This is a genomic window from Sphingopyxis sp. (genome assembly GCF_051861155.1).
Lineage (GTDB): Bacteria > Pseudomonadota > Alphaproteobacteria > Sphingomonadales > Sphingomonadaceae > Sphingopyxis.
The window spans coordinates 199,673-213,943 of the sequence record NZ_JBHYDE010000007.1; the positions used below are offsets into that span (position 1 = coordinate 199,673).

Sequence of the window (14,271 nt, forward strand, 5' to 3'; positions counted from 1 at the left end):
CGCCGCTTGTCCCTGCCGGGACGATTGCCATTTTTGGCGCGCGGCCTATCAATCGCGGCCATGCAAACCGAAATCCTCGCCGTCCTGCTGGGCCAGGTCCGTCCCTTCCGCGGCGATGACGAACCGAGCGCGATCGGCAAGCTGCCGGTGGCGCACGCAGTCGCGGTCGGGTCGATGGGCCTCGCGGGCGACGAACAGGCCGATCGCACCGTCCATGGCGGCATCGACAAGGCGATCCACCATTATCCCGCCGATCATTATGCCTGGTGGCGCCAGCATCTGGGCGATGCGCCGCTGCTGGATGCACCCGGCGCGTTCGGCGAGAATATTTCAACGATCGGGCTCGACGAAAGCAATGTCTGTCTCGGCGATCGCTTCCGCCTCGGCACCGCGCTGGTCGAGGTCAGCCAGGCGCGGCAGCCGTGCTGGAAACTCGACCATCGCTTCCAGGCGAAGGGGGTGATGGCGACGGTGGTGAAGACGCGGCGGACCGGCTGGTATTACCGCGTCCTCGAACCCGGACAGGTCCGCGCCGGCGACACGCTCGACCTCATCGATCGCCCGTGGCCCGACTGGCCGCTCGCGTCGCTGTTCGGCTTGCTGATCGGCGGCGAAGCCAAGCACCGCCCGGCCGATCTCCGCGCCCTGCGCGACGTCCCGGTGCTCGCCGAAACATGGAAGGTGCGCCGCGCCAAACTCGCCGCGCAGTTCGGCGTCGATTAGGCGGTCATCGCATAGCGTTTGGGCGGCAGTCCGACATGGCGCGCAAAGGCGGTACTGAATGCGCTCGCCGAGCCATAGCCGACCCGTTCGGCGATGTCGGCCAGTCCGCCGACTTTGCGGCGTAGCAAATCCTTCGCCAGGTTCATTCGCCATCCTTGCAGATATTCCATCGGCGGCACCCCGACGGTGCGGGCAAAGCGATCGAAAAAGGCCGATCGCGACAGCGCGGCTTCCTTCGCCAGGCCGGCAACGGTCCACGGGTGCGCGGGATTGTCGTGGATGCGCCGGATGGCCGCCGCCAGCCGCGGGTCGCGCAGCCCGCGTAGCAGTCCGGGCGGCGCGTCGTCGCCCTCGACCGAACGCAGCGCCTCGACGATCAATATTTCGACAAGGCGCGCCAGGATCAGGTCGCATCCTGGCCGATCGCCGCCCGCTTCCTCGCGCACCAGCCGGACAAGCGTCGAGAGTCGCTCGGCCCCGCGGAGGTGAATGAGCGCGGGAAGCTGCGACACGAGCAGCGCGGCATCGGGCGAATCGAAGATGAAATAGCCGCCGAGCATCCGCACGTCGGGGTCGCCATCCTGTCGGCCGTGGCGGATTTCCTCGGTCAGATCGGGCGCCGCGTGCGGATCGATCAGGACGGGTTCGGCGGGCTCGAACCCCGACATCATGAACCCCGGCGTCGCGGGCAACAGCACGAAATCGCCCGCCGCCAGCGTCACGGCGTCGGCGCCGTCGACCGTCAGACGGCAACGACCCTCGATCACCGTGCAAAAGCCGGGATGCCCGAACTTGGCATAGCGCACCGCCCACGCTTCGGCGCCGCTGATCCCCTTGGCGAACACGGCGCGCGGGCGCAGCAGCGCGATCAGGTCGGACAGCGGGTCGGGCATATATATGGACTATCGATAATGATTATTGGATTTTAGATTATAGATAATCCGAATCTCTTTGGCTAGAGGCTTTCCACCAACTTCGGAAAGGAAACTCCCCATGAAAACCATCCTCATCACCGGCTGCTCGTCGGGCTATGGTCTTGAAACCGCCCGTCATTTTCACGCACAGGGCTGGACCGTCATGGCCACTATGCGCAACCCCGCCGCGGCTCCTTTTGCAACGTCCGAAAAATTGCGCGCCCTTGCGCTCGACGTCACCGATGCCGCCAGCATCGCATTGGCCCTCGAACGCGCCGGGCCGATCGACGTCCTCGTCAACAACGCCGGCATCGGTCTGTTCGGCGCGCTCGAACATTCGCCGATGCAAAAGATCCGCGACGTCGTCGAAACCAATATGATCGGGACTATCGCGATGACCCAGGCGGTGATCCCGCAAATGCGCGAGCGCGGTTCGGGGGTCATCGTCAACGTCACCTCGACGACGACGCTTGCTCCTTTTCCACTTGCGGCCGCCTACACGGCCTCGAAGGCGGCGATCCAGGGGTTCAGCCGATCGCTGGCGCACGAGCTGCTGCCGCTCGGGGTCGCGGTGAAACTGGTCGAGCCGGGCTATGGTCCGACAACCGCCTTCGCTCGGAACACGGACATCCAGCTCACCGACGTGTTGCCCGAACCCTATTGGTCCTACGCCGAACCGATCCTCGCTGCGATGGCCGAACCCGCATTGTTCACGACCGAATCCGATGTCGCACAAGCGGTGTGGGAAGCGGTCCACGACGACACGGGGCGCGCGCATTTCCCCGCGGGCGCCGACGCCCACGCGATCATGCAACAGACCTGACCGCCCTTTCGGCAAGCCACGCCGCCAGCTTCGCCACCTCGTCGGCGCTGAAATGCAGCCCCAGCTTGCTGCGCCGCCACAATATGTCGTCGGTCGTCTGCGCCCATTCCTGGTCGACCAGCCACGCCGCCTCGGCGGCGGAGAGGCCGTGGGCGATTTCGCCGCCCAGCGCGTCCCAGTCGCCCGCATCGCCCAGCCAGCGGCGCGCGTCGGTGCCATAGGCCTTGACGATGCGATCGGCGGTCGCGGTGGACAGGAACGGATGGGCGAGCTTGATTTCGGCCTTGAGCGCCGCGGCGCCGCTGGTCGGGAAATCGCCGCCCGGGAGCGGCGCCTTCGCGGTCCAGCGCGTGCCGGTCAGCGCCGCGACATGCCCCACCAGTTCGTCGACCGCGGCTTCGGCGACATGGCGATAGCTGGTGATCTTGCCGCCATAGATGGTGAGCAGCGGCGCGCCTTCGGCCAGATCAAGGTCGATGCGATAGCCGCGCGTCGCCGCTTCGGGCCGCCCTGATCCGTCCTCGATCAGCGGCCGCACCCCCGAATAGGTCCACACGACATCGGCGGGGGTGATGGCTTCGCGGAAATACAGGCTGGCGCCTTCGCACAGATAGGCGATTTCGTCGGCGCTCGCGCGCGCCTCATGGGCCGGGCCGTCGTGATCGACGTCGGTCGTGCCGATCAGGGTGAAGTCGCGCTCATAGGGGATCGCAAAGAATATCCGCCCGTCGGGGAGCTGGAAGAAATAGGCATAATCGTGCTGGAACAACCGCCGCACGACGATATGCGACCCGCGCACCAGCCGCATCTGATGATCGGGCACCGCGTCGGCGCGCCCCAGCAAATCCAGCACCGCCGGCCCGGCGGCGTTGACGATCGCGCGGCCGGTGAACCGGTAACTATGGCCGTTGTCGCAGCTCGCCTCGACCACCCACAGCCCGTCTTCGCAGCGCAGCGCTTCGGCGCGGGTGCGGGTGCGGACCTTGGCACCATGCGCGGCGGCGTCGCGCGCGTTGAGCGCCACCAGCCGCGCGTCGTCGACCCAGCCGTCCGAATATTCGAAGCCGCGGGCATATTGCGGTTGCAACGGCTCGCCCGCGACATGGCGTTCGAGGTCGATCGAGCGCGTCGCGGGCAGCTTCTTGCGCCCGCCGATATGGTCATACAGGAACAGTCCCAGCCGCAGCAGCCAGCGCGGTCGCAGTCCCGGCCGGTGCGGCAACACAAAGCGCAGTGGCCAGATGATGTGCGGCGCAATGCCCCACAAGGTTTCGCGCTCCTTCAGCGCCTCGCGCACCAGCGCAAATTCATAATGTTCGAGGTAACGGAGCCCGCCATGGATCAGCTTGGTCGACGCCGACGATGTCCCGCGCGCCAGATCGCCCGCCTCGAGCAGCAGCACCCGCGCCCCGCGCCCCGCGGCATCGCGCGCGACCCCGGCGCCGTTGACGCCGCCGCCGATTACAACGATATCATAGGGGATGGGGGGCTCGGTCATTCGAGGGTTCCCTAAGCCAGCCGCCGGCGCTTTGCCAATGGCAAAGCTATGCAAACGTCAGGGGGGTCATCGCGGCGCTGGACAGCGGCGCGCCCCGCCGCGAGGCACCGGCGGAGCAACTGAGGGGGAGCGAGCGGATGCGGCAGTCGTCGGTGGGATGGCGCGGGGCGGTTTCGGTGCTGGCGGCGCTTGCCGCTGCGGTAGTCAGCGCGCCCGCGGCAGCGCAGCGAGCGACGCTCGATGCGGCCACGCTGGAGGAATATATCGCCTTCCTGTCGCTGCCCAACGATGCCGCGAACCCCGCCGACGCGCTCGCCAACGCGCGCTTTGTCCAGGCGATGATGCAGCGGCGCGGCATCGCGTCCGAACTGCTCTACGATACCGATAGAAAAGCGCCGCCCGCGGTGTTCGGCGAGGTGAAGACCCCCGGCGCGACGAAAACGATCGTCTTTTATGCCCATTATGATGGCCAGCCGGTGGTCCCCGAACGCTGGGCGCCGGGGTTGGCGCCGTTTAGCCCGGTCGCGATCTCGCGCCCGATCGAACAGGGCGGCACGGTGCTCGGCCCCTGGTCGCCGGGCGCAAAATTCCCGCCTGGCTGGCGCATCGCGGCGCGTAGCGCCGCCGATGACAAGGCGGGAGTGATGGTCGCGCTCAACGCCTTTCGCGACCCCGCCGGCATCGCCGCGCAGCTCGGGGTGAACGTGAAGTTCTTCTTCGAGGGCGAGGAGGAAAAGGGATCGCCCAACCTCGCCGCAATCCTCCGCGCGCATCGCGGCAAGCTCGGCGGCGACCTGTGGGTGATGGTCGATGGACCCCGGCATACCGCGGGGTATCGCGCGATGGTACTGGGAGTGCGCGGGGTCGTCGACGTCGGCATCACCATCTATGGCGCCAACCGGCCGCTGCACGCGGGCAATTATGGCAATTGGGCGCCCAATCCCGCGCTGCGCCTCGCGGCCTTGCTGGGCAGCCTGAAGGACGCCGACGGGCGCATCCTGATCCCCGGCTTTTACGACGACGCGGTCCCGGCGACCGCCGCCGAACTGGCCGAGATCGCCAAGGCGCCGTCGATGGATACGACGCGGCAGAGCCTGGGGATCGCGCGGACGCAGGGCGGCGGCAAGCTGCACGGCGAACTCGTGCTGCAACCGGGGATCGAGATCACCGGGCTGCGCGCCGGGGCCACCGGGGCGAGCGCCGCGAACGTCATCCCGACCGAGGCCGAGGCACGGCTCGACATGCGGCTGGTCAAGGGCGACCGGATCGACCGCCAGCTTGCCCGGCTGGTGCGCTTTGTCGAAGGGCAGGGTTATCATGTCCTCGACCGCGCGCCGACCGCGGACGAACGGCTGGCGCATCCGTTGATCGCCAAAATCGTTGCAGGCTTCGGTTATGAAGCGCAGCGTACCCCGCTGGGCCAGCCGATGGTGACGCGCGTCAAGCAGCTGCTCGAAAGCGTGTCGCCCGACCGGCTGGTCGTCGTGCCGTCGACCGGGGGCAGCCTGCCGCTGTCGATTTTCGAGCGCGAACTCGGTGCCCCGGTGGTCACCATCCCCGTCGTCAACGCCGACAACAACCAGCATGGCGAGAATGAGAATGTCGATCCGGCCTTTCTCGCCGAAGGCATAACCAACATCCGCGCGATCATGGAGGATGATTTTTCGGAACGGTGAGCCGCATACCGCCAACCTCTACCGTTCGCCCTGAGCTTGTCGAAGGGCTGCTCTTTCTTTGCGGCGTCGAGAGAAAAAACGGTGCTTCGACAAGCTCAGCACGAACGGCGGGTGGGTATCGCGCGACCCCATAGTTGATGCGTTGGGCGCCCGGCCACTGCTTGCCGAATGAAGCGGCTTACGTATGCGCGTTGCAATCGCGCCCCCGCTCCGCCATTTCCGCTGATGGGTATCCGAGGGGATTGGCGTGCCAAGGACATTATCGTGAGCGTGAAAGTCGAGACATTGGTGCTGTTCGGCGCGACGGGCGACCTGGCGCAGCGCATGCTCTTTCCTTCGCTCTACAACCTCCACCTCGACGGGCTGCTCGCCGACGCGCTGACGATCATCGGGTCGGGACGCTCGGCGATGGACCGCGCCGCATTTCACACCCAGGTCCGCGCGGCGCTGGCCGAACATCTGCCCGCCGACCGTATCGATCCGGGCGCGGTCGATGCGTTCGTGGCGCGCATCGATTATTGTGCGATCGATGCCGGGGCGGGAACCGGCTATGACGATCTTGCCGCCCTGCTCGGCGACCGGATGCAGCGCCCGATCGGCGTGTATCTGTCGACCCCGCCGTCGATGTTCGGGCCGATCGCACAGGGGCTGAAGGCCGCGAACATCGCCTGCGCCGAATGCCGCATCGCGATGGAAAAGCCGATCGGGCAGGATCTCGCTTCATCGCGCGATGTGAATGCCCAGGTCGGCGACGCCTTCGCCGAAGACCGGGTGTTCCGCATCGACCATTATCTCGGCAAGGAAACGGTGCAGAACCTGCTTGCGCTGCGCTTTGCCAATATGTTGTTCGAACCGTTGTGGAACGCGCAGGCGATCGATCATGTCCAGATCACCGTCGCCGAAACCGTCGGGCTGGAGGGCCGCGTCTCCTATTATGACGGGGTCGGCGCATTGAAGGATATGGTGCAGAACCATATGCTGCAATTGCTCGCGATCATCGCGATGGAGCCGCCCGCGAGCGTCAGCGCGACTGCGGTGCGCGACGAAAAGGTCAAGCTGCTGCGCTCGTTGCGCAAGATGAGCGCCGCCGATGTGAAGGCGCACAGCGTCAAGGGGCAATATAGCAGCGGCGCGGTGAACGGCGGCGCGGTGACCGGCTACGCCGACGAACTCGGCCAGCCATCGAACACCGAAACCTTTGTCGCATTGAAGGCCTATATCGACAATTGGCGCTGGAAAGGCGTGCCCTTTTACCTGCGCACCGGCAAGCGCATGCCGCAGCGCAAGTCGGAGGTGCTGATCCAGTTCAAGCCGGTGCCGCACAATATCTTCGCGCGCGTCGGCGCCGGCAAGCTCGACGCCAATATGATGATCATCAACCTGCAGCCCGAGGAAAATATCCGGGTGCGGGTAATGGCGAAACAGCCCGGGCTCGATCGCGACGGGGTGAAGCTGAAAGAGGTGACGATGGACGTCTCGCTCTCGCACAGCTTTGCCGGCGAGCGGCGGCGGATCGCTTATGAGCGGCTGCTGCTCGATTTCATCGAGGGCGACCAGACTTTGTTTGTGCGCCGCGACGAGGTCGAGGCGCAGTGGCAGTGGATCGATTCGATCCGCGACGCCTGGGCCGACGTCGACATGGCGCCGCAGAATTACACCGCGGGCAGTTGGGGGCCGTCGAGCGCGATCGCGCTGATCGAACGCGACGGGGCAAGCTGGCATGATTAACTTGAAACGTCGCCCCCGCGAAGGCGGGGGCCGCTATCGACCTTACTCTTCATCGCGGCACAGACCCTCCAGCGGCCCCCGCCTTCGCGGGGGCGACGGGAATAGTCATGACTGATCTCCACCCCACCATCGCTACCGTCACCGACCGCATCATCGCTCGCAGCGCCCCGCGCCGCGCCGCCTACCTTGGACTGATGGACCGCCAGCGCGAGGCGGGCACCAACCGCGGCAACCTGTCGTGCGGCAACTTGGCGCACGGCTTCGCCGCGGCGGGCGACGACAAGGCGGTGATCCGCACCGGCGGCGCGATGAACATCGGCATCGTCACCAGCTACAACGACATGCTCTCGGCGCATCAGCCCTATGGCCGCTACCCCGAACAGATCAAATTGTTCGCGCGCGAAGTCGCCGCGACCGCACAGGTCGCGGGCGGCGTTCCCGCGATGTGCGACGGGGTGACGCAGGGGCAGGCGGGCATGGACCTGTCGTTGTTCAGCCGCGACAATATCGCGCAGGGCACCGTGATCGCATTGAGCCACGCGATGTTCGAGGGCGCGTTGCTGCTCGGCATCTGCGACAAGATCGTCCCCGGCCTCTTGATTGGTGCGCTGCGTTTCGGTCACCTGCCGCAGATATTGATCCCCGCGGGGCCGATGCCCTCGGGCCTCGCGAACAAGGAAAAGCAGCGCATCCGCCAGCTCTATGCCGAGGGCAAGGCGAGCCGCGACGAACTGCTCGAGGCCGAAGCGGCGAGCTATCACGGCGCGGGCACCTGCACCTTTTATGGCACCGCGAACTCGAACCAGATGATGATGGAGCTGATGGGGCTGCACGTCCCCGGCAGCGCCTTCACCAACCCCGGCACGAAATTGCGCCAGGAACTGACCCGCGCCGCGACGCACCGGGTGGCCGAAATCGGCTGGGACGGCAGTGATTATCGCCCGCTGGCGCGCTGCGTCGACGAGAAAGCGATCGTCAACGCCGCGATCGGGCTGCTCGCGACCGGCGGCTCGACCAACCATGCGATCCACCTGCCCGCCATCGCGCGCGCCGCGGGGATCATCATCGACTGGCAGGATTTCGACGAGCTCAGCCATGCGGTGCCGCTGCTCGCGCGCGTCTATCCGAACGGCGCGGGCGATGTGAACAATTTCCACGCCGCGGGCGGCATTGGCTATGTCGTGCGCGAGTTGCTCGATGCCGGGTTGCTGCACGGCGATGTGCTGACCGTCGGCGGAACGATGGCCGATTATGGCAATGAACCGGTGCTGGCCGGTGATGCCCTGCAATGGCAGGCCGCCCCTGCGACCAGCCGCGACGACACGATGCTGCGCCCTGTCGCCGCGCCCTTCTCGCCCGACGGCGGCATGCGCCTGCTCGCGGGCAATCTCGGCCGCGCGATCATCAAGACCAGTGCGGTGGCCGAGGATCGCTGGACGATCGAGGCGCCGTGCCGGATCTTCGACAATCAGGATGCGGTGCTGGCGGCGTTCAAGGCGGGCGAACTCGAACAGGACGTCATCGTCGTCGTGCGGTTCCAGGGGCCGCGTGCCAACGGCATGCCCGAACTCCACAAACTGACCCCCGCGCTCGGCGTCTTGCAGGACCGCGGCTTCCGCGTCGCGCTGCTCACCGACGGCCGCATGTCGGGCGCCAGCGGCAAGGTGCCCGCGGTCATCCATCTGTCGCCCGAAGCCTTGCCGGGCCCTGACGGGGTCAGCGGCCCGCTCGCCTTCCTCGCCGATGGCGACATCGTTCGCGTCTGCGCGCGCCAGGGCGAGGTGCTGGCACTCGTCGATCCCGCGATCTGGGCCGCGCGCTCGCCCGCTGCCGCCCCGCCGCCCGCGCTCGGCGTCGGCCGCGAACTTTTCGCCTTGTTCCGCCACCACGCCGACGAAGCCGAAAAGGGTGGGTCGGCGGTGCTCGCGGCGATGGAAACGGTAATCTAGCTCGTCGCCCCCGCGAAGGCGGGGGCCGCTGGCGACCTTGCGCAACTCTGATAGCGGCCCCCGCCTTCGCGGGGGCGACGAAGGAATAAAAATGACCGACAATAGCATCGACCAGATCATGCGCCTTGCCCCCGTCATCCCGGTGATCGTCATCGACCGGGTCGAACACGCGGTGCCGATGGCCGAGGCGCTCGTCGCGGGTGGGCTGACCGTCCTCGAAGTCACCCTGCGGACCCCCGCCGGGCTCGACGCCATCGCCGCGATGAAAGCGGTCAAGGGCGCGGTCGTCGGCGCGGGCACCGTGCTCGATCCCGCGATGCTGGCCGCCGCGATCCACGCGGGGGCCGAGTTCATCGTCTCGCCGGGCCTCACCGACAATCTCGGCAAAGCCGCCGTCGCCAGCGGCATTCCGTTCCTGCCCGGCACCGCCAACGCCGGTGACATCATGCGCGGCATGGACCTCGGCCTCGACCGCTTCAAATTCTTCCCCGCGGCGACCAGCGGCGGCATCCCGGCGCTCAAGGCGCTCGCCGGACCCTTCGGTCAGGCGCGCTTTTGCCCGACCGGCGGCATCAGCCTCGCGACCGCGCCCGACTGGCTCGCGCTCGAAGCCGTGCTGTGCGTCGGCGGCAGCTGGGTTGTCCCGTCGGGGCCGCTCGACCCGGCGCGGATCGAGACGCTCGCGCGCGAGGCTGCAGCACTGGCGTCCTGACCGTCGCCTCGGCCTGCGCGGGGACGACGAATTGGGCGCATTGATAAACGCCATCTTTACTGCCATCGTGCAGAGAAAGGCGGCAATATAGCCGCCCGTGGGGAGATGCGCGTGCCAAGACCGCAGCCGCATTTGGAAGAAGTGCTCGCGTCCGAACCCGGATCGCATATCGCCGCTTTGTTCGATTTCGACGGCACGATCATCTCGGGCTACTCCGCCACCGCAATGCTGCGTGAGAAATTCCAGCGCCGCGAAATGTCGATGGAGGAAATCGCCGAAACCGCGCAGGTCATCGCGCAGCACAGTCTGGGCACCATCGGCTTTTCGGGGCTGATGTCGGGCGCCGCCAAATTCATGAAGGGCGTCGACGAGGAAAGCTTCATCGAGTTCGGCGAAGAACTCTACAAAAAGCATATCGCGCGCAAAATCTATCCCGAAACCCGCGCGATCATCGAAGCGCATCAGGCGAAGGGCCACCGCGTCGCGATCATCTCGTCGGCAACGATCTATCAGATCGAACCGACCGCGCGCGACCTCGGCATCACCGACATCAAATGCTCGGCCTATGAGATCGAGGATGGGGTGTTCACCGGCGAGATCATCCGCCCGCTGTGCTTCGGCGAGGGCAAGGTGCTCGCCGCCGAGGAACTCGCCGCCGAATATGACCTCGATTTGGGTCAAAGCTTTTTCTATTCGGACAGCGACGACGACATCGAACTGCTCGAACGCGTCGGCAAGCCGCGCCCGCTCAACCCGAATTTGAAACTGAAAGCCATCGCTGAAGAAAATGGCTGGCCGGTCCAGCGTTTCGGCAGCCGCGGCACGCCGTCGTGGGTCGACTACACGCGCACCATCTACGCGACGGGCTCGCTCGTCGGCGCGTTCGCCGCGGGGCTGCCGATCTGGGCGCTGACGCGTTCGCAGCGTGAGGCCGCCAATTTCTCGATCGGGCTGTTCGGCGATTTCGCGACCGCGATCACCGGGGTCGAATTGGAGGTCGAGGACGAGAAGAATCTCTGGTCCTCGCGCCCCTGCGTCTTCATCTTCAACCATCAGAGCAAGGCGGACGTGATGATCCTCGCCAAGCTCATCCGCCGCGACATGGGCGGGGTGGGCAAAAAAGAGATCAAGGACATCCCCATCCTCGGCAAGCTGATGGAATGGGGCGGGACCGTCTTCGTCGACCGCGCCGACGGCAAGAGCGCGATCAAGGCGATGGAGCCGCTGGTCGATGCCATCAAGGTCGAGGGCAAGTCGATCTGCATCTCGCCCGAGGGCACGCGCAGCCTGACGCCCAAGCTGGAGCCGTTCAAGAAGGGCGCCTTCCACCTCGCGATGCAGGCCGGGGTGCCGATCGTCCCGATCGTGATTCACAATGCGACCGACGTCGCGCCGAAGAATGAATTCGTGATGCGCCCGGCGACGGTTCGGGTGACCGTGCTGCCGCCGGTCGACACGTCGGGGTGGACGCCGAAGACAATCAACAATCATGTCCGCGACGTCCGCAACATGTTCCTGCAGACGCTGGGGCAGCCGGAGGAAAGCGCGGCAGAATCGGTGGCCAAGGAACCGGCGCCCGAACAAGCGGCGCCCGTGAAGGCTGAAAAGGCCAAACCGAAAAAGGCGGCGGTGAAGAAACCGGCGGCCAAGAAAAAGGCGCCGACGACAAAAGCGGCTACCAAGAAACCTTCCCCGCGAAAGGGAAGGGCCACCTAAGCCATGACATTTTCCCCCGCTCGCCCTGAGCTTGTCGAAGGGCCGTTCTTCCTTTCAGACGGTGCAAAGGAAAAGAACGGCCCTTCGACAAGCTCAGGGCGAGCGGACATGGGGGCTCGTGAAGGTCGTCATGGATGCGCCCCATTGACGGAGTGGGCGTAGAATGGCCGACGGATCGCCCCGTACCCCCATCGCGACGGAGGACGCGGCTGACCGGCTCTATATCATCGACGCGCGCAACGGGGTGGAGCGTCAGCTGCTGCTCGACTGGGTCCATGCCACGGCTGGTGACGATGACCCCCAATGGGCCAGCCTCGCGATCGAGGACGATGATCATGCGCTGCCGCTCGACATGCTGCGCGCGCGGCTGGGTGGGCTGCCGTCGCGGCAGGTGGTGCCGCTGCGCGTCGCGTGGCGCATTCCGGGGTTCGAGCGCGATCGCGCGCTCAAATTCCGCCACATCCTGTTCGGCGACCCGCGCCATCCCGGCTCGCTGCGCGCGCGGCTGATCCTGCTGCGCGATCGGCGCCGGGCGCAGATATTGGTCGGCGAGGCAGCAACGCTCGACGCATTGCGCGACCGTTTCGCGGCCCAGACCGGCGGCGGCGACGCGGTTGGCGCCGACAGCGCCGAGTTTGCGGGTTTTGTCGCGCGGCAGGCGGGGCTGGCGCTCGACGTCGCCGAACGCGGCATCCGCGGCACCCGCTACAAGGTGCCGCGCTTCGTCGCCGATGGCCTGCGCACCAGCCCCAAATTCCGCGCCGCACTCGCCGAATTGTCCGAGGCGACGGGCCGCCCGGTCGCCGACCTTTTCCGCGAAGCACGGCCGTTGATGAAAGAGGTCATCGCGCGGCCCAGCGCGCTGTTCCTCGACCTGCGCGCCCGGCTCGACCGCATGATGTTCGGTGGCTATGCGCCCGAGATGGAGGTCGACGCCGCCGAGCTGGCAAGGCTGCGCGCGATCCTGCGCGAGCATCCGACCGCGATCCTGTTCACCCACAAGACCTATATCGACGGCGCGACGCCCAGCCGCCTGACCTATGAGAATGACATGCCGATGCTGCACAGCTTCGGCGGCGCCAATCTTGACTTCGCGATCATGGGCGAATTTTTCCGCCGCTCGGGCATGATCTTCATCCGCCGCAGCTTTCAGGACCAGCCGGTCTACAAGCTCGTGCTGCGCCATTATATCGCCTGGCTGCTCGCCAAGCGTTTCCCTTTGAGCTGGGCGTTCGAGGGCACCCGGTCGCGGCTCGGCAAGCTGATGCCGCCCAAATATGGGCTGATGAAATATGTCCTCGACGCGGCGCATGCGACGGGGACGCGCGGGGTGCATTTCGTCCCCTTCGTGACCAGTTTCGACCTGATCCGCGATGTCGAGGAATATGCCGCCGAACAGACCGGGCGCAACAAAAAGCCCGAGAGCCTGTCATGGTTCCTCGGCTATATGAAAAGCCTGAAGGAACCCTCGGGCCGCATCCGGCTCGACATCGGCAATCCCGTCGTGATCGACGAGGCGCCGGGCCCCGACGACAAGCGCGCGCTCGAGCGGATCGCCTTTGCGGTTGCGGTCGAGGCGAACCGCGTCACCCCGCTCACCGTCACCTCGGTGATGTGCCTGACCCTGCTCGGCATGGCGCCGCGCGGGGCGACCGCCGCCGAACTGCTCGGTGCGATCGGCGCGGTGAGCGACTGGGCGCGGGCGCGCGATATCCGGCTCAGCAGCGAACTCGCCAGCGGCGATCGCGCCGCACTTGCGGTGACGGTCGATACGCTGGTCGAAAGCGGGCTGCTGACGCGCTATGAAGCGGGCAGTGAGCGCGTCTATTCGATCGACCCCGCCAAGCATCCGATGGCGAGCTATTATCGCAACATCATCGCGCATCATTTCCTCGACCGTGCGATGATCGAACTGGCGCTGTTCGAACTCCGCGATGCCGACAGCGGCGACGCGACCGCCGCCTTCTGGGCAAAGATCGATCGCCTGCGCGATCTGTTCAAATTCGAATTTTTCTATCCGCCGCGCGACGAGCATCGCGCCGCGATCGAGGCCGAACTCGCACGCATCGATCCGGTGTGGGACCGCCGCCTCGCCAGCGGCGACCGCGGCATCGCGCAGTTGCTGCGCCGCTGCCAGCCGGTCGTCGGGCACGCCATCTTGCTGCCGTTCACCGAGGCGTATTCGGTCGTCGCTGATCTGCTTGCGCGCGCCAAGCCGGGCGACGTTGTCGATGAAAAGGCGCTGGAGAATGCGGCGCTTACCGAGGGCAAACAGGCCTATCTGCTCCGCCGGATCAGCAGCGAGGCGGCGATCGGCAAGCTGTTGTTCGCCAACGGGCTGTCGCTGATGCGCCATATGGGGCTCGCCGAGGAAGCGACGCCAGCGAACCTCGCCGCGCGCCGTGCACTGCTGATGGAACTGCGCGGCCTCGCCAACGTCATGGAAACGATGCGGCTTTCGACGGTGGCACTGGCCGACCGGTTGCCGGGGTCGGGAGAGTGACTTTGGCATTTTTCAACTTCGTCATTGCG

Annotated in this window: 10 protein-coding genes; 8 read left to right on the forward strand and 2 right to left on the reverse strand. The window is 66.4% G+C overall.

All coding sequences use genetic code 11. The annotated features are described in order from the left end of the window. The first annotated feature begins 60 nt into the window (after positions 1 to 60). Positions 61 to 723: an MOSC domain-containing protein gene (locus ACTIFP_RS14130; RefSeq protein ID WP_439569350.1), complete on the forward strand. Its 663-nt coding sequence runs from the start codon at positions 61 to 63 to the stop codon at positions 721 to 723. Here ACTIFP_RS14130 and ACTIFP_RS14135 read toward each other — a convergent pair. Then, positions 720 to 1,616 carry an AraC family transcriptional regulator gene (locus ACTIFP_RS14135; protein ID WP_439569351.1) on the reverse strand — a complete coding sequence of 299 codons (897 nt, stop codon included), beginning with the start codon at positions 1,614 to 1,616 and terminating at the stop codon, positions 720 to 722. The two genes, ACTIFP_RS14130 and ACTIFP_RS14135, sit on opposite strands and share 4 nt — an antisense overlap. Before the next feature lie 100 nt (positions 1,617 to 1,716). On the opposite strand from ACTIFP_RS14135, the gene ACTIFP_RS14140 reads away from it, so the two are divergent. Continuing rightward, complete coding sequence (locus ACTIFP_RS14140; RefSeq protein WP_439569352.1) at positions 1,717 to 2,460, forward strand: SDR family oxidoreductase; 744 nt, start codon at positions 1,717 to 1,719, stop codon at positions 2,458 to 2,460. Here the strand turns inward: ACTIFP_RS14140 and glpD are convergent. Further along, positions 2,444 to 3,958, reverse strand: coding sequence for a glycerol-3-phosphate dehydrogenase (gene glpD / locus ACTIFP_RS14145; protein ID WP_439569353.1), 1,515 nt, complete (start codon positions 3,956 to 3,958; stop codon positions 2,444 to 2,446). The two genes, ACTIFP_RS14140 and glpD, sit on opposite strands and share 17 nt — an antisense overlap. Positions 3,959 to 4,095: 137 nt before the next feature. Between glpD and ACTIFP_RS14150 the strand changes: the two genes are divergently transcribed. The 6 genes from ACTIFP_RS14150 (at position 4,096) to ACTIFP_RS14175 (ending at position 14,242) form a co-directional block, all read left to right on the forward strand. After that, a complete protein-coding gene (locus ACTIFP_RS14150) occupies positions 4,096 to 5,634 on the forward strand; it encodes a M20/M25/M40 family metallo-hydrolase (protein ID WP_439569354.1) in 1,539 nt (512 codons plus the stop codon). Between the two features lie 225 nt (positions 5,635 to 5,859). Beyond that, a complete protein-coding gene (gene zwf / locus ACTIFP_RS14155; protein WP_439569355.1) occupies positions 5,860 to 7,362 on the forward strand; it encodes a glucose-6-phosphate dehydrogenase in 1,503 nt (500 codons plus the stop codon). A gap of 107 nt (positions 7,363 to 7,469) precedes the next feature. Further along, positions 7,470 to 9,311 carry a phosphogluconate dehydratase gene (gene edd / locus ACTIFP_RS14160; RefSeq protein ID WP_439569356.1) on the forward strand — a complete coding sequence of 614 codons (1,842 nt, stop codon included), beginning with the start codon at positions 7,470 to 7,472 and terminating at the stop codon, positions 9,309 to 9,311. Positions 9,312 to 9,402: 91 nt separating this feature from the next. Further along, on the forward strand, positions 9,403 to 10,023 hold the full coding sequence (gene eda, locus ACTIFP_RS14165) for a bifunctional 4-hydroxy-2-oxoglutarate aldolase/2-dehydro-3-deoxy-phosphogluconate aldolase (protein WP_439569357.1): 621 nt from the start codon (positions 9,403 to 9,405) through the stop codon (positions 10,021 to 10,023). Between the two features lie 105 nt (positions 10,024 to 10,128). Continuing rightward, complete coding sequence (locus ACTIFP_RS14170) at positions 10,129 to 11,739, forward strand: HAD-IB family hydrolase (protein WP_439569358.1); 1,611 nt, start codon at positions 10,129 to 10,131, stop codon at positions 11,737 to 11,739. A 163-nt stretch (positions 11,740 to 11,902) separates the two neighbouring features. Further along, entirely contained in the window at positions 11,903 to 14,242 is a 2,340-nt protein-coding gene (locus ACTIFP_RS14175) for a glycerol-3-phosphate 1-O-acyltransferase (protein ID WP_439569359.1), read from the forward strand. The last annotated feature ends 29 nt before the right edge of the window (positions 14,243 to 14,271 follow it).